At 61.2% G+C, this 15,338-nt stretch carries 15 protein-coding genes and 1 tRNA gene; 13 read left to right on the forward strand and 3 right to left on the reverse strand.

The annotated features are described in order from the left end of the window. Window position 1 precedes the first annotated feature (1 nt). The gene (locus tag AAF555_06055) at window positions 2–649 is read left to right on the forward strand and encodes a DUF3592 domain-containing protein (protein ID MEM6911131.1); all 648 of its coding nucleotides are present in this window, start codon (window positions 2–4) and stop codon (window positions 647–649) included. 142 nt (window positions 650–791) lie between these two features. On the opposite strand, the gene rnr is transcribed toward AAF555_06055, so the two are convergent. Then, entirely contained in the window at window positions 792–3,059 is a 2,268-nt protein-coding gene (gene rnr / locus AAF555_06060; protein ID MEM6911132.1) for a ribonuclease R, read from the reverse strand. 153 nt (window positions 3,060–3,212) lie between these two features. Between rnr and AAF555_06065 the strand changes: the two genes are divergently transcribed. Beyond that, window positions 3,213–3,881 carry a prepilin-type N-terminal cleavage/methylation domain-containing protein gene (locus AAF555_06065; protein ID MEM6911133.1) on the forward strand — a complete coding sequence of 223 codons (669 nt, stop codon included), beginning with the start codon at window positions 3,213–3,215 and terminating at the stop codon, window positions 3,879–3,881. Window positions 3,882–3,951: 70 nt separating this feature from the next. Here the strand turns inward: AAF555_06065 and AAF555_06070 are convergent. Further along, a tRNA-Val gene (locus AAF555_06070) sits at window positions 3,952–4,026 on the reverse strand. Window positions 4,027–4,241: 215 nt separating this feature from the next. On the opposite strand from AAF555_06070, the gene atpB reads away from it, so the two are divergent. The 9 genes from atpB (at window position 4,242) to AAF555_06115 (ending at window position 12,790) form a co-directional block, all read left to right on the forward strand. Continuing rightward, window positions 4,242–5,081 carry a F0F1 ATP synthase subunit A gene (gene atpB / locus AAF555_06075; GenBank protein MEM6911134.1) on the forward strand — a complete coding sequence of 280 codons (840 nt, stop codon included), beginning with the start codon at window positions 4,242–4,244 and terminating at the stop codon, window positions 5,079–5,081. 105 nt (window positions 5,082–5,186) lie between these two features. Further along, a complete protein-coding gene (locus tag AAF555_06080) occupies window positions 5,187–5,399 on the forward strand; it encodes an ATP synthase F0 subunit C (GenBank protein MEM6911135.1) in 213 nt (70 codons plus the stop codon). A 70-nt stretch (window positions 5,400–5,469) separates the two neighbouring features. Beyond that, window positions 5,470–6,000: a F0F1 ATP synthase subunit B gene (atpF, locus tag AAF555_06085; GenBank protein ID MEM6911136.1), complete on the forward strand. Its 531-nt coding sequence runs from the start codon at window positions 5,470–5,472 to the stop codon at window positions 5,998–6,000. Window positions 6,001–6,006: 6 nt separating this feature from the next. Beyond that, window positions 6,007–6,399 (forward strand): F0F1 ATP synthase subunit delta, encoded by a 393-nt coding sequence (locus AAF555_06090; protein MEM6911137.1) that lies wholly within the window; start codon window positions 6,007–6,009, stop codon window positions 6,397–6,399. Window positions 6,400–6,444: 45 nt separating this feature from the next. Then, the gene (atpA, locus tag AAF555_06095) at window positions 6,445–7,986 is read left to right on the forward strand and encodes a F0F1 ATP synthase subunit alpha (protein ID MEM6911138.1); all 1,542 of its coding nucleotides are present in this window, start codon (window positions 6,445–6,447) and stop codon (window positions 7,984–7,986) included. Between the two features lie 30 nt (window positions 7,987–8,016). Further along, a complete protein-coding gene (atpG, locus tag AAF555_06100) occupies window positions 8,017–8,874 on the forward strand; it encodes an ATP synthase F1 subunit gamma (GenBank protein ID MEM6911139.1) in 858 nt (285 codons plus the stop codon). 147 nt (window positions 8,875–9,021) lie between these two features. Continuing rightward, window positions 9,022–10,440: a F0F1 ATP synthase subunit beta gene (gene atpD, locus AAF555_06105; GenBank protein ID MEM6911140.1), complete on the forward strand. Its 1,419-nt coding sequence runs from the start codon at window positions 9,022–9,024 to the stop codon at window positions 10,438–10,440. A gap of 16 nt (window positions 10,441–10,456) precedes the next feature. After that, the gene (atpC, locus tag AAF555_06110) at window positions 10,457–10,864 is read left to right on the forward strand and encodes an ATP synthase F1 subunit epsilon (GenBank protein ID MEM6911141.1); all 408 of its coding nucleotides are present in this window, start codon (window positions 10,457–10,459) and stop codon (window positions 10,862–10,864) included. Window positions 10,865–11,071: 207 nt separating this feature from the next. Then, entirely contained in the window at window positions 11,072–12,790 is a 1,719-nt protein-coding gene (locus tag AAF555_06115) for a SulP family inorganic anion transporter (GenBank protein MEM6911142.1), read from the forward strand. Here AAF555_06115 and AAF555_06120 read toward each other — a convergent pair. Beyond that, complete coding sequence (locus tag AAF555_06120; protein MEM6911143.1) at window positions 12,783–13,457, reverse strand: metal-dependent transcriptional regulator; 675 nt, start codon at window positions 13,455–13,457, stop codon at window positions 12,783–12,785. The two genes, AAF555_06115 and AAF555_06120, sit on opposite strands and share 8 nt — an antisense overlap. Window positions 13,458–13,526: 69 nt before the next feature. On the opposite strand from AAF555_06120, the gene AAF555_06125 reads away from it, so the two are divergent. Both AAF555_06125 and AAF555_06130 read left to right on the forward strand, forming a co-directional pair. Continuing rightward, window positions 13,527–14,216: a hypothetical protein gene (locus tag AAF555_06125; protein MEM6911144.1), complete on the forward strand. Its 690-nt coding sequence runs from the start codon at window positions 13,527–13,529 to the stop codon at window positions 14,214–14,216. Between the two features lie 28 nt (window positions 14,217–14,244). Next, the gene (locus AAF555_06130) at window positions 14,245–15,201 is read left to right on the forward strand and encodes a zinc ABC transporter substrate-binding protein (protein ID MEM6911145.1); all 957 of its coding nucleotides are present in this window, start codon (window positions 14,245–14,247) and stop codon (window positions 15,199–15,201) included. Window positions 15,202–15,338 lie beyond the last annotated feature (137 nt).

Raw genomic sequence — 15,338 nt, forward strand, 5'->3', positions numbered from 1 at the left:
AATGGGGCAGTTGCGCCTCCCCATCAAAGCCATCCAAGCCTGGGTCGTGGCCCTCGGCCTCATCGCCGTGGGGATCGCTTGTTACCGGGATGCCTACGAAGTCTCCGAAGTGCTCCCGGTCCACGAAAAGGTCGGCATCGCCATCAGCCTTTTCGGCGGAGTCTACCTGCTGGCGCTCTCCCTGGGAGACACCGGCGCGGGACGGCGTCTCAAATGCTTCCTCATCTGCCTGGCCTTCAGCACCCTGGCGGCCGCCAGCGCCTGGTTCGTCCTGCCCTCCTTCCAGGACAGTTATCGGCTGGCGCAAGAAGGAGTGCAGGCCCAGGCCCGGGTCTCCAACGCTCGCGAATTTCTCCGCGACCGCCGACTGGCCAGCAAAGTGGAAATCCGCTTTCACGACCACCGGGCCGACCTCCAAGTCTTCCGTGATCTCGAAAAAGGAGAGCGGCTGGAGGTGGTCTATCTCCCGAACGATCCCACTGTCGTGCGCGAAGGCACGGAAAGCGATACCGCGGCCAAGCTGCTCTCCCACCAAGGCACGCCCTTCTGGCTCCTGACCGCCCTCTTCCTCCTCTTCGCGATCTGCGCCCTCTTTTACTTCGTGGGCATTTTCACGGGCGCACGCGAACTCGCCGGAACCCAAAAATAGCTTCCGCCATAGAAACTGGTAAAACGGCCGCCTGATCTTCCCATCAGACTAGGCCACGACACCAGACGCCGCGCTGATTTTCTTCGAGCCCGAAACCTGAAACCGACACCAGCCCTCACCCAGCTGACCCAGTCCCTCGCCATCAGGAAACAATCGAAAAGTCGACCAAGCGCTTCTCCCGGTGCACCCGGGCGATGCGGACCCGCACCTTGCCCCCAGCCGCCAGGACTCGCTCCGGATCCCGGCTGCTCCAGGCTTGCCCCCGGGGGTCAAAGGCATACCCACGCCGCGCCTTGGGAAAGTCCTCCAGCTTGACGAGGCCCCTGATCAAAAGATCGCTCAGCTCCACGAAGACCCCCATCCGAGCCACCTCCGTGATGGCCGCCTCAAAGATGGGGGATTCAGCATCGCGAGCCAAATTTTCGAGATACTCGATCTCCTTGATCTTGCGGGTGTCCATTTCCGCCTCGGCCGCGATCCGCTCCGTCTTCGAAATGTGTTCGCCGATTTCCTGAAGCTCGGGATAGCCCGGGGTCCGGGGCGCCCCTTGCCCACGGCTCTTTCGCAGCCAGGCCTGGAGGGCGCGGTGGACCACCAGATCGGCATACCGTCGAATGGGCGAAGTGAAGTGGGTGTAGTCCACCTTGCTCAAGCCATAGTGGCCGAGCGGGTCCGCACTGTAGGCGGCCCGCTTCAAGCTTTTGAGAAGCGCGATCTTGAGACTGTGCTCCTCCGGCTTGCCCTTGATTTGTTCCAAGAGCCGATTGACCTCCTTCTTATTGGTGGGGTCGCCAATGCGGTGACCGTGCAGCCGGGCCGTCTCAGCGAACTCGTTCAGCTTATCGAAGTCCGGATCTTCGTGAATGCGGTAGAGCGCTGGGCGGCTGTTTTGCTTGAGCACCTTGGCCACCGCCTCGTTGGCCGCCAGCATGAATTCCTCGATCAGCTGATGGCTCTCATCGTAATCGATCCGCCGCATCTCCGTCGGCAGGCCTTGGTCGTCGATCACGATTTTGACCTCCGCCATATCCAGATCCAAGGAACCGGCCTCGAAGCGATTGCGGCGAAGTCGCTTGGCCAGCGCCCACGCCTCATACAGCATCTTCTCCACGCTGCCCTCCGGAGCCCGCTTGGCCGCCGCGGCCGGCTGCTCCAAAACCGGCTGCAAAAGCGCAAAAGCCTCCTCGTAGGTAAAGCGCTTGGCGCTCTGGATCATCGCCTTGCTGAAGCGCGCCTTGCGCACCCGGCCCTTGGGATCGAAATCGAGAATGGCCGCGAAGGTCAGGCGATTCTCCTCCGGCCGCAGGCTGCAAATCCCATTCGAAAGCCGCTCCGGCAGCATCGGCAAAACACGGTCCACCAGATAGACGGAATTGCCCCGCCGCCGCGCCTCCCGATCCATAGGGCTCCCCGGCTCCACGTAGTGCGAGACATCCGCGATGTGGACCGCCAAGCGCCAGCCCCCTTCCGGGAGCCATTCCACCGAAATGGCATCATCGAAATCGCGCGCGTCAAAGGGATCGATCGTGAACACGACGCGATCCCTCCAGTCTTCCCGCTCCTCCGCCACGCCCTCCCCTGCCACCGACTCGTCGATCGACTCCGCCGCCGCCAAGACCTCCTCGGGAAACTCCAGCGGCAAATCATGCCCGTGGATGATGGCCAAAATGTCCAGCTTGGGATCACCCTTCCGTCCCAGGACCCGGAGCAGCTCGCCTCGGGGAACACTGCGGCCTCCCTGAAAACTGTGAATGACCGCCACCACCTGATCGCCCTCGCGTGGGGCCCGCTCCAGCTGGCCCCCCTGGGGCTGCCCCTTGAGCGCAATGACGGGCGGAAAACGCAAATCCTCCACCTCCACTCGCCAGAACTTTCCGGAGCGTCTCAGCGTGCCGACCACCCCCCCCTTCCGTCGCTCAACCACCTCCAGAATCTTGGCCTCCGGCCCCCGCTTCTCCTGAACGGCCTTCCGAGCGCGGCTGGGCAGGTGCTTTTGCCAAGCCTTGGCCTGCGCCTCCTGGAGCTGGATCCGCACGCGGTCGCCATGGAGCGCGCTCCCTTGGTGGTGGCGATTGACAAAGTAGCGCTCTCCGCGCAGCCCCCCCGTATTGTCCTCAAAAAACCAGGGCATCCCTCCCCGATCCACTTGCAAGGTCCCTTCCAAGACCCTTTTCCCCGCCCGCCCTGCGCTTGGTCTTTTCTGGGAACTCTTCTCGGAAGGAAGCGCGTAGCGGCTCTTGCGGACCCGCCGGACCTGGCCGCGTTTCTCTAACTGGCGAAGGGCCGCCCGGAGGTCCGCTCTTGCTTCCCCCTTCAGCCCGAGCGCCGCGACCAATTCTGTCTTGTTCTTCGGCTGATAGCTCGGGGCAGACAGCAGCTTGAGGAGTTGTGTTTCTAAGGAATCAGCCACGGATGGAAGCCCCTCCCTGCCACGGCTCCCCGCGCTCGGAAAGGTGGGAAAAGGGCTTTTTCTTCTTCTCGCTCGGCCACCGGGTTCTCCCCTTGCTTCTTGCAGGCGGAGGGACTAGCCTGCCAGTTCGAAACGTTCACTTCCCCCCATCCTATGCCCCTTCCCCTCTCCCGCCGCCTCGCAGGCTTCACTCTCCTCGAGTTGTTGACCGTCATCACCATCATCGCCGTCTTGGCCGGGCTCTCCTTCCCCGCCTACCAAATGGTCACCAACAAGGCCCGGCGGGCCGCTGCCACCACCACAGTCAATGCCTTGGCCCAGGCCTGTGAATCCTTCGCCTTGGAATACAACCGCTATCCGCAAGGGGCCACCACCACCACCACCGATAGCGCTTACAACACCGCCAACACCCAAAGCGAGTTCGCGGCCGTCCCGGGCAGCTACAACGCGCGCTTCATGTCCGAGCTGACCGGCATCGGGACCGATGATGGGACGCGTTACATCAATTTCAAAGGCCTCCGTTTCCTGGAAAGCAAAGACGCCACCGGTGACATCTCGGGCGACTACAAAGACGGGTTTGTCTTGAACAGCTCGGGAAACCAAGTCGAACTCTTCGATCCCTTTGGCTTCCCCTACATCGTGGCCGTGGACGGGGACTTCGACAAAGCCATCAACAAAACCGTCTTCCCGCTGACTGAAATCCAAAGTCGCATCGACAGTGGAGCCCTTCAGAAGGGCGTGGGTGCCGTCGCCCTCGGCGATGAAAAGGGACCCGAAGCCGACCCGCGCAAACTCCGCAACGCCATCGTCTCCTGGCAATAGCCGCTAGCAGAAAGGAAGCGCTGGCCGAGGCCATCACGCGCTCCCCAAACCACCCCTCGCTCGGACCAGATGGTGCACGGGGACGGGATCGAACCGCCGACCAACTGGGTGTAAACCAGTCGCTCTACCGCTGAGCTACCCGTGCTTTGGGCGGGGCGGAAAGCATGGCTCAAAGCGCATTGGCTGCAAGCCAAAACAAGCGACCGCCGATTGACGGGAAATCGCCCGGAAAATCAAGCGGTCTCGCGATATTTTTGCAAATTCCGCTTGCCTGTCGAGGGACCCATACAACTATTCCCCCCTCCCGGCTGAACCCTCAGAAGGGACCCCTCAACCGCTCCACTTCAGACAGCCTCACGAATGTCGCCGGCCACCGCCCACGCTCCTTCTCTTCCACTCGCTGTCAGCCAAACTGCCGAGGCATTTTTTGAGGTTCTCCCTTGGTTCACGAATGCTCTCGTGGTGACCCTCATCGCCGGCGGCATTCTCTTCTTCGTCTGCCGAGCCGCCACCAGCAAAATGCGGCGCGTGCCGGGCACCCTCCAGAACATGCTCGAAATGGTCGTGGATGGCTTTTACAGCTTTGTCGAGGGAATCGTGGGCCCGAAAATCGCCCCCAAGGCCTTCCCCCTCCTCTGCACCATCTTTCTCTTCTACCTTGTCTCCAACTGGTTGGGGCTCATTCCCGGGGTCGGCACCATCTATCTCAATGGCAAGCCGGCCCTCCGCCCGCCCGGTGCCGACATCAACAACAACCTCGCCATCGCCCTGCTTTTCATGGTCGTGTGGCTGGTCATCTCCATGAAGGAAATGGGCGTGGGCGGCTTTTTTGCCCACCTCTTCGCCCCCAAGGGCGGGCTGACCGGGATCCTTCGGACCGCCCTCATCCCCATCTTCCTCTTTGTGGGCCTCTTGGAGATTGTCTCGATCTCCGTCCGCCCCTTCTCGCTCTCGCTGCGCCTCTACGGCAATATCTTCGCCGGGGAAACCCTGCTCCACACCATGGCCGAATTAGGGGACAAGCTCGGCTTGGGCAACGCCCTGGCCTACATCGCCCGCGTCCTGGTGCCGGTGCCCTTCTACTTTTTGGAAATCCTGGTGGGCTTCCTTCAAGCCATCGTCTTTTCCCTCCTCTGCGCTGTTTACATCCAGCTCTCCACCACGCATGACGACCACCACGAGGAGGGCGCGCCTCATTGAAAACACTCTTTCCGTCGGGACCATGGCATCACGACTGTGGGCGGCGGGATCGACAACTGAAAACAAACCACTGAACCTACAACCACTACTATTATGGCTGGAGAAATGATCCTCGCCGCCGCCGGCGTCGCTGACTACGCCATGGCTGTCTGCGGTGCTGCCGCTGCCATCGCCATTGGCATGATCGGCACCAAAGCCGCCGAAGCCACCGGTCGCAATCCCGGTGCTTCCGGACAGATCCTCACCATCGCCGTTCTCGGCATGGCACTCGCCGAGGCGATCGCGATTTACGCGCTCGTCCTTGCGTTCATCAAGTAATTCCCCATCGGCGTGGTCGCTGGCCGGACCGGCCAGTGGCCACTCCGCTTTTCTTACCTACCGCTTCCTCATGATCAGTTCCTTGGCCCTCATCGCAGCTGCCGCTCCTCCGGAAGGCTCGGGGCTGCTCGGATTCAACTTTCCTGCGCTCATCGCGCAATTCCTTTGCTTCCTACTGGTCTTCTTCATCCTGAAGAAGCTCGCTTTTGGCCCCATTGTGGCCCAACTGGAAGCCCGGCGCCGCACCATCGAAGAAGCCGAGGCCAACGCCGCCAAAATGAAGGACCAGCTCTCTCTGGCAGAGGACAAGGTCAAAGAGATGATGGCCGAGGCCAACGACAAGGCCCAGGCCATGATCGACGAAGCCAACGCCACCGCCGAGAAATTCCGCACCCAAAAGCAGGAATCCGCCCTCGGAGAAGCCCAGCAAATCGTGGAAAAGGCCCGCGAAGCCACCCGGCTCGAGCGCGAGCAAGCCATGGCCGACCTCAAAAAGGACTTCTCTCGCCTCCTCATCGCCAGCACCTCCAAAGTCACTGGCAAGGTCCTGACCGAAGAGGACAAGAATCGCCTCAACCAGGAAGCGGTCGCCGAAATCTAATCCTTCATGAAGGTCTCCAAAGACGCCCAGCGCACCGCTCGCCAGCTCCTCCAGCTCTGCTTTCTCGATGGCAAGTTTTCCGGAGAACGAGCCTTGCAGGTCATGAAGGGCGTGCGGGAAAAAAATCCCCGCGGAGCCCTCATGGTGCTGAGCGCCTTCGGGCGTCTCGTGAAACTGGAACAAGCCAAACGCCACACCCTCATTCAAAGCGCCGAACCCCTCGATGCCGCCACCCAAAGCCAGCTCGAACGCACCCTCAAAAGCAAATACGGAGAGGACCTCACCTTCGAATTCACGACCCAGCCAGCCCTCCTAGGGGGACTCCGCATCCAAGTCGGGAGCGATGTCTGGGACGGCTCCGTGCAAGCCCGCCTCCATCACCTATCCGAAGCCCTCTAGCCCCTTGCTGAAAACCGAACGCCGCCACCCCAGCCCACTTTTCCCATGAGCACCATCCTCGAAGAACTCGAATCCGAAATCAACAGCCTCGCCACCTCCGTCACCAAAACGAATGTCGGCACGGTCCGCTCCATCGGTGATGGCGTGGCCAAGGTCGAAGGCCTGAGCGAGGTCATGTATATGGAAATGATCGAGTTTCCCGGCGGCCTCTTTGGTCTGGCCCTCAATCTGGAGGAAACCGAAGTCGGCGTCATTCTCCTGGGGGACAGCCTTCACATCAAAGAAGGGGACGAAGCCAAAACCACCGGCCGCCTCCTCTCCGTTCCCGTTGGCAAAAGTCTCTTTGGTCGGGTCGTGAATGCCCTCGGCCAGCCCATCGATGGCAAGGGCCCGATCGAAAACGAAGCGGAATACCCGGTCGAGAAAATCGCCCCCGGCATCATCAAACGGAAATCGGTCTCGGTTCCCGTCCAGACCGGCATCCTCCCGATCGACGCCATGATCCCGATCGGCCGGGGCCAGCGGGAACTCATCATCGGAGACCGGTCGACCGGCAAAACGACCGTCGCCATCGACACCATCATCTCCCAGGCCCGCCAAAACAAGGCCGCCGAAGAAGGCCAGCTCAAGGATCACAAGCCACTCTACTGCATCTACGTCGTCATCGGCCAAAAGCGTTCGAACGTCGCCCGGATCATCAAAACCCTGGAAGACGCCGGCGCCATGGACTACACCATCGTGGTCTCCGCCTCCGCCTCGGACTCGGCCTCGAACCAATACCTCGCCCCCTACGCTGGGTGCGCCATGGCTGAATACCTCATGGACCAAGGCCTGGACGCCCTCATCGTCTACGATGACCTCTCCAAGCACGCGGTCGCCTACCGCCAAGTCTCCCTCATCCTCCGCCGCCCCTCGGGACGCGAAGCCTACCCGGGAGACGTCTTCTACCTTCACAGCCGTCTCTTGGAGCGCTCCGCCCGCCTCTCCGAGGCCGAAGGAGGCGGTTCTCTCACGGCCCTGCCCATCATCGAAACCCAGGCCGGTGACGTCTCGGCCTACATCCCGACCAATGTGATTTCCATCACCGACGGGCAAATCTTCCTCGACACCGACCTCTTCTACCAGGGCATCCGCCCCGCCATCAACGTCGGCATCTCCGTCTCGCGGGTCGGCTCCGCCGCCCAGACCAAATCCGTCAAGGACGTCTCCGGCACCACCAAACTCGATCTGGCGCAATTCCGGGAACTCCAAGCCTTCGCCCAATTCGGCTCGGACCTCGACGCCGCCACCAAGCAGAAAATCGAGCGGGGCCAGCGCATCGTCGAACTCTTCAAACAGGGCCAATACAATCCCATGGCCATGGAATTGGAAGTCATCTTCCTCTTCGCCATGCAGAATGGCTACTTCGATGACGTGGCCGTCGAGCGAATCAAGGACTGCCAGAGCGCCATGGAAAAATTCTTCGTGGAGCGAAAGCAGGACCTCCTGGCCAAGATCCGCGATGACCAGCCGAGCATGAAAAAGGACAAAGAAACCGTCGACGCGACCAAAGCCGCCCTCGACGAATTCAAAAGCACTTGGAGCTAAGCACTCCGGTCCTGACCCTCCCTCACTGAGATGCCCAGCACCCGCGACATCCGCCGCCGAATCAAGTCGGTCAAGAACACCGCGCAGATCACCCGCGCGATGCAGCTCGTGGCGGCGTCCAAGATGAAAAAGGCCCAGGACCAAGCCCTCGCCGGGCGCGCCTACGCCGGCATGCTCAATAAAATCCTGAATGACATTCAGGAAGACACCGAGGACTCCAAAAACCCGCTCCTGGAAGTCCGGGAAGGCACGAAAGAGGCCCTCCTCGTCATCACCACAGACAAGGGACTCTGCGGCCCACTCAACACCAACCTCCTCAAACAAGTCCTCCCAGCCTGCCAGGAAGACACCCAGATCGTGACCGTCGGCTCCAAGGGCCGCCGCTCCCTCGCCAAGCTCGGCAAAAACATGCTGGCGGACTTCGAGATCAAGGACCCGGTCCCCTTCGCGGAAGCCAAAGTCATCGCCGGATTCCTGCGTGATCAGTTCCTGGAAGGCAAGGTGGATAAAGTCCGCATCGCCTTCACCAACTTCATCAACACCATCAAACAAGAGCCCATCCTCATTGACCTCCTCCCGATCTGTCATACCGGGGTCACCGAGGGCGAGGCCATTGGGGAAGTGCCCGCCGGAGGCTACCTCTTCGAGCCCAATGTGGAACAGATCTTCGACCACGTCCTCCCGCTCTATCTGAACTACCAAGTGTATCAGATGCTCTTGGAAGCCCGCGCCTCCGAGCACTCGGCCCGGATGGTGGCCATGAAATCCGCCACCGACAACGCCAAGGAACTCATCTCCGACCTGACCTTGCAATACAACAAGGTCCGCCAAGCTGCCATCACCAACGAACTCCTCGAAATCACCACCGCCATGAAGGCCCTCGAGTGAAGAAGTTTGTCAGGCTTCAGAATTCCGTCTTCAGCCACTCGATTCTGAACCCCAAGGCAAGCCCCATCCCCACCCATTTCCCAAACCATTCCACAGACTACCTCCCGCTGAATTCTGAAGACCGAAGTCTAGCAACCTTTCCCTACCATGAGCAACACCGGAACCATCGTCCAAGTCATCGGCGCCGTCGTCGACGCGGATTTCTCGAAGGCCGAGAAACTCCCCAAAGTCTACGACGCCCTCAACATCACCTACCCGCTCGGCGGCCAGGAAACCACCCTCACCCTGGAAGTCCAGGCTCACCTGGGAGACGGTTGGGTGCGGGCGGTCGCCATGACCACCACGGAAGGTCTCAAGCGCGGGATGTCGATTGTCGATACCGGCGCCCCCATCTCGGTCCCGGTGGGCGATGGCATCCTTGGCCGCATCTTCAATGTCACGGGCGACCCGGTCGATGAACGCGGCCCCGTTCCCCACGAAAAGAAATATCCCATTCACCGTCCGGCCCCGGCCCTCACCGACCAGAGCACCAGCGCCCAAATCCTCGAAACCGGCATCAAGGTCATCGATCTCATTTGCCCCTTCACCAAAGGCGGAAAAGTGGGAGCCTTTGGCGGGGCCGGCGTCGGCAAGACCGTCGTCATCATGGAGCTCATCAACAACATCGCCAAAAACCACGGGGGCTACTCCGTCTTCGCTGGAGTGGGCGAGCGGACGCGGGAAGGAAATGACCTCTATGAGGAAATGTCGGAATCCGGCGTCATCGACCGGGAAAACATTGAGAAATCAAAGGTGGCACTGGTCTACGGGCAAATGAACGAGCCCCCCGGCGCCCGTCTCCGGGTGGCCCTCTCCGCCCTCTCGATGGCTGAATTCTTCCGGGATGAGCAAAACCAGGACGTGCTCCTCTTCGTGGACAACGTCTTCCGCTTCTCGCAAGCCGGCTCGGAAGTCTCCGCCCTCCTCGGCCGGACTCCCTCCGCGGTCGGCTACCAGCCGAATCTGTCGGAGGAAATGGCTGGCCTCCAAGAGCGCATCACCTCCACCACCAAGGGCTCCATCACCTCCTTCCAAGCCGTCTACGTCCCGGCGGATGACTTGACCGACCCCGCCCCGGCCAACACCTTCGCCCACCTCGACTCCACCGTCGTGCTCGAGCGTTCCTTGGCCGAACTCGGGATCTATCCCGCAGTCGATCCGCTGGCCTCAGTCTCGAATGCCTTGGCCCCCGATGTCGTGGGTGACGAACACTACAAAGTGGCCCGGGGAGTGCAAAATGTCCTCCAGCGTTACAAAGACCTCCAAGACATCATCGCCATTCTCGGCATGGACGAACTGTCCGATGAAGACAAGCTGACCGTCTACCGCGCGCGGAAGCTGCAGCGCTTTCTCTCCCAACCGTTCCACGTGGCCGAAGTCTTCACCGGCGTGGCCGGGGTCTACGTCCCGGTGGAAGAAACCGTCAAAGGCTTCGGAGAAATCCTCGATGGCAAATGGGACAGCGTGCCTGAGGCCAACTTCTACATGAAGGCCGGGATCGAAAGCGTGGACAAAGGCCAAGACTAACCGAGTTTTCAAAGAAATGCCTCTTCCCCTGCGCATCGTGACTCCGGAGAGCGAAATCTTCTCTGGCGAAGTGGACATCGCCGTCCTGCCTGGATTCAAAGGGGAAATGGGCGTGCTTCCTCAGCACGCGCCCCTCGTCACGACCCTCCACCCGGGGGAACTCTCCTACACCATAGGCGACCAAACGAAGGAACTGGCCGTGGGAGAAGGACTGGTGGAAATCACCTTTGAAGGGATCTCCGTCCTGACGGACCTCGCCCTGGGCGAAGACGAAATCGACGAAGAAATCGTGGAAGCGGCCATGAAAAAGGCCCAGGAAGCGCTGGATGAATTGAGCGACCCCGAAGAGGCCGCTCTCACGGAAGCGCTCATCCAAAAATCCATGGCCCAGCTCGATCTCAAGCGAAAGCGTCGGCGGGTGTAATACCAAGCTGCAGAATTGGCTGGTAGAATGGCCGAGTGGATTTCGGGCCAGACCAAGGCGCTCAGAAGGCGTGCTCCCCGCCCCACTAGCCTTCTCGCCCCCGAAAACTAAAAACGAACTCCCCCTGACCAAGCCGGGGCGGGTCGGACCAAGAATTACCCAGAAAAAGTCTTCCCCCTTTTCTCTCCTTACCCCAAGGTCGCCCCCATGGAGAGAAACCAGAGAGCACTGCGGCGGGTCTTTGACCGCTATGGTCGATTTGAATCCATTTCCTGGAAGGGGGATTTCTTTGGGGGCATCACCACCGCCGTCATCTCCCTGCCCCTGGCCCTGGCCTTCGGGGTCGCCTCGGGCGTCGGGCCTGAGGCCGGCTTGTATGGGGCCGTCTGCGTCGGTCTTTTTGCTGCCCTCTTCGGGGGCACCCGAACCCTCATTTCCGAACCCACCGGTCCCATGACAGTCGTCATGACGGCGGTCGTCATGAACTTGGTGGCCGCCGATCCCGAAAACGGCCTCGCCATGGCCTTCGCGGTCGTCCTGGTGGCGGGTCTGACCCAAGTCCTTCTGGGGGCCTTCCAGCTCGGGCGCTACGTCAGCCTCATGCCCTACAGCGTCATCTCCGGCTTCATGTCGGGGATCGGCGTTCTCCTCATTCTCATGCAGCTGGCCCCCCTGACCGGGCAATCCACCCCCCCGGGGGGAGCCATCGAAGTCGTCCGGGCTCTCCCGGACCTCTTCGCGGGCGTGGATAGCCTGGAGTGCCTGCTGGCGGCTCTGGCCTTGGTGGTGCTGTTTTTCATGCCCAAAAAATGGCGGCCCTGGTGCCCTCCGCACCTCGCGGCCCTCGTCCTCGGCACCTTGGTGGCTTGGCTTTTTTTCCGAGAGGCGGATTTGCGGCGCATCGGGCAAATCCCGATGGGCCTTCCCACCTTGCGGCTGCCCCTCTTCTCAGGGGAGCAATTCACCCTGATTTTGTTCGAAGGCATGATCCTGGGTCTCCTCGGCTGCATCGACACCATCTTGACCGCCATGATCGCCGACAGCTTGACCCGCAAGCAGCACGACTCCAATCGCGAGCTCATCGGCCAAGGCCTGGGCAACATGGCAGCCAGCTTCATCGGCGGCCTCCCTGGCGCGGGCGCCACCATGGGAACCGTCGTCAATATCCAAGTCGGCGGCCGCTCCCCAGTGGCCGGGATCATCCGGGCCTTGCTGCTGCTACTGGTGGTCTTGGTCTTCGCCCCCTATCTCGAAAGCATCCCGATGGCGGTGCTGGCGGCCATCGCCGTCAAAGTGGGGGTCGACATCCTCGACTGGAGTTTCCTGAAACGAGCCCACCACGTCTCCCGCTCCGCCATGGCCATCATGTATGGCGTCATGGCGCTCACCGTCTTCGTCGACCTCATCGTGGCGGTCGGCGTGGGCGTCTTCGTGGCCAATATCCTCACCATCGATCGCCTGACCCGCCTCCAGCAAGAAACCGGCGTCAAGGCCATCGACACCAGCGAGGACGAGCCGCAGTTGGACGACGCCGAACGAGCCCTCTTCGAACGCGCCGCCGGTCGGGTCGTCCTCCTTCACCTGAGCGGCCCCATGATCTTCGGGGTGGCCAAGGCCATTTCCCGGCAACAGGAGGAACTGAACCAGGCCCAGGCCCTCGTGCTCGACCTCAAGGACGTCCCCATCCTTTCCACCACCGTGGCCCTCGCCATCGAAAACGTCGTCCGCCAGGCTCGGGCCGCCGGACTGGCCGTCTACATCTGTGCCCAGGAGGGCGAGGTCCGGGAGCGCTTGGAGCGGATCGGCCGCACGGGCGACCTCAAACCCTCCTTCAACGAAACCCGCCACCAAGCCTTGGAGGCCGCAGTCCAATTCGTCGAGCGCACCCCCGAAACCGGAAAGCTCCCACCCCATCCCCTCACCTAGCCGGACCGACCCAAAGATTCCCAGCCACCTCGGCATCGAAACTCACCCGTCTGCCCGAGGCCAGCTGGAGGGAGAAGACACCAGCTTGGTCGTCCCGTTCCTCAAGCGAGAACACCACCCCCGGAACCAGCTCCCGCTCTTGCAACCAGTCGAGCAGGCCCCGCCGCTCGCCCTGCACCCGCAGCAGGCGATGGTCCCCGACTCGGCAGTCGCACAACGGCTGCCCTCCTCGCTCCGAGACCACTCCCCTGGCATCGGGAATGGGCGAGCCGTGGGGATCGCAGTCTGGTCGCCCCAACATCTCGTCCATGCGCTCAACAAGACGGTCGGAAATGACGTGTTCCAGCACTTCCGCTTCTTCATGCACATGGGCCCAGTCGAGCTTCATAATTTCCACCAAAAAGGTCTCGATCAGGCGATGGCGGCGAAGCACTTGCAGCGCCGCAGCCCGTCCAGACTCCGTCAAAGAAACTTGCTTACGGGGCGCGTAATCCACCAAGCCTTCGCTCGCCAAGTGCTTCATCATCGTGGTGACGGTGCCGGGAGTCACCGCTAGCTCCTCGGCAATCCCCCCTACCGTAGCGAACTGCCCTCCTTCTTCGAGACGCAAGGCCGCCTTGAGGTAGTTCTCCACCGTGCTGGTCGGCATGGGAAACTGAAAACTCATCTCACTAAATTGCAATACTCAAATAAAATATCTTGAACACTCAAGATTAGCCGCCATGACTCTGGTTTCATGAAGTGGACCATCATCTTATTCCTCCTGCTGCCGACGGCGACTTTCGCACTCCAGCCAGAAATCTCCGCTTCTGCGGAGGTGGCGTCCCATTACGTCCTGGAAGGGCGGGATCTCTTGGAAGGCGACGGCCTCGTCAGTGTGACCGGCAGCGCTTCTCTGGGAAAGGCGGCGCTCGAACTCTGGCTCGGGCAAAGTCCGAGTCAGCATTATCAAGAACTCAACGCCATTCTCTCCTCCACCTTCGATTGGGGACCGTTGGCCCTCACCCCCAGTTTCAATCACTTGCGTTTCGCGCCTGGCGAGTCCTTCGACAACGAACTCGGCCTCGGCACCACGCTTCTCCTTCCCCACGCGCTGGAGCTCAGTGTGGACGTCTATTACGGCGTCCAGTCTGAGGGCTATTTCATGGTGGGCTCTTTGCTACGCCCCTGGCCCGTCCATGACTGCTTGACCCTCATTCCGCAGATCGAATTGGGTGGAAACCAAGGATTCGTTTCGGACGGCCATGATGGCTTGAACCATCTTTCCTGCTCGTTGACCGCGGAGATCGCTCTCAACGAGCACTGCTTTGTCTACGCTTCCATCGCCCATACTTGGGGGATCGACAGCCAACCTCTCCACCATCCTGGCGACGCCTCACTCCGCGATTTCGCCTACGCCTCGATTGGCATCACCTTCGAGGTCTGACCACCACTCCACGCAACCAAAAACAGCCATGCGCTTCCTTCTTCTCTTTCTCATCTCGCTCTGTCTTTTCGCCTGTGACGCTCCCGAGCCACAGACTTCCTCTACCTACCGCATCGTTGGCACGGTGGGCATGGTCGCGGACATGGTCCGCAACGTCGCCGGCCCGCACGCTCAGGTCGAGAACCTCATTGGAGAAGGAGTCGATCCCCATCTCTACAAGCCTACCACCGCCGATGTGAAGGCCCTCCAAGCAGCCGACATCATCTTCTACAATGGCCTGCTCTTGGAGGGGAAAATGACGGACGTTCTCGTCCGAGTCGCGCGAACTGGAAAGCCGGTCCATGCGGTTACCGAAACCATTCTCGATCAGGGTGATTTCGTCATCACGGATGAGGAGGAGCACCTCGATCCCCACGTCTGGATGGACGTAAAAGGCTGGATGAGAGCTACTGAGGTCGTTCGGGACGCGCTCATCGACTTCGATCCTGATCACGCCGGCGACTATCAAGCCAATGCGGATGCCTACCTCGCCCAACTCGAAGGCCTGGACGCTTACGCCAAAGAAGCCATCGCCTCCATCCCGGAGAACCAGCGCATCCTCATCACCGCCCACGACGCCTTCGGCTACATGAACCGCGCCTACGGGCTGGAAGTGGAGGGCATCCAGGGACTCAGCACCGAATCCGAAGCGGGCGTGCGGGACATCGAAAACCTCATCAACCTCTTGGTGGCCCGGCGAGTGCCGGCCGTCTTTGTCGAAAGCAGTGTCTCCGAGAAAAACATCCGCGCCCTCGTGGAAGGCGCGCGGGCCCGGGGTCACGAAGTGCGCATCGGGGGAGAACTCTTCTCCGACGCCATGGGCCCCACCGGGAGCTACGAAGGGACCTACCTCGGCATGATCGACCACAACATCACCACCCTGGTACGGGCCCTCGGAGGCCGGGCCCCCGAGAAAGGCTTCCAAGACAAGCTCTCGCAGAACTAATACCAAGCTGCAGAATTGGCTGGTAGAATGGCCGAGTGGATTTCGGGCCAGACCAAGGCGCGACGAGGGCGCGGTGCAGGCACCGTAACCGAGGAGCAACGCAGGGCTGGCTCGAAAGACACCGGCTCTCCCTTCCC

Source organism: Verrucomicrobiota bacterium, assembly GCA_039027815.1.
Lineage (GTDB): Bacteria > Verrucomicrobiota > Verrucomicrobiia > Verrucomicrobiales > JBCCJK01 > JBCCJK01.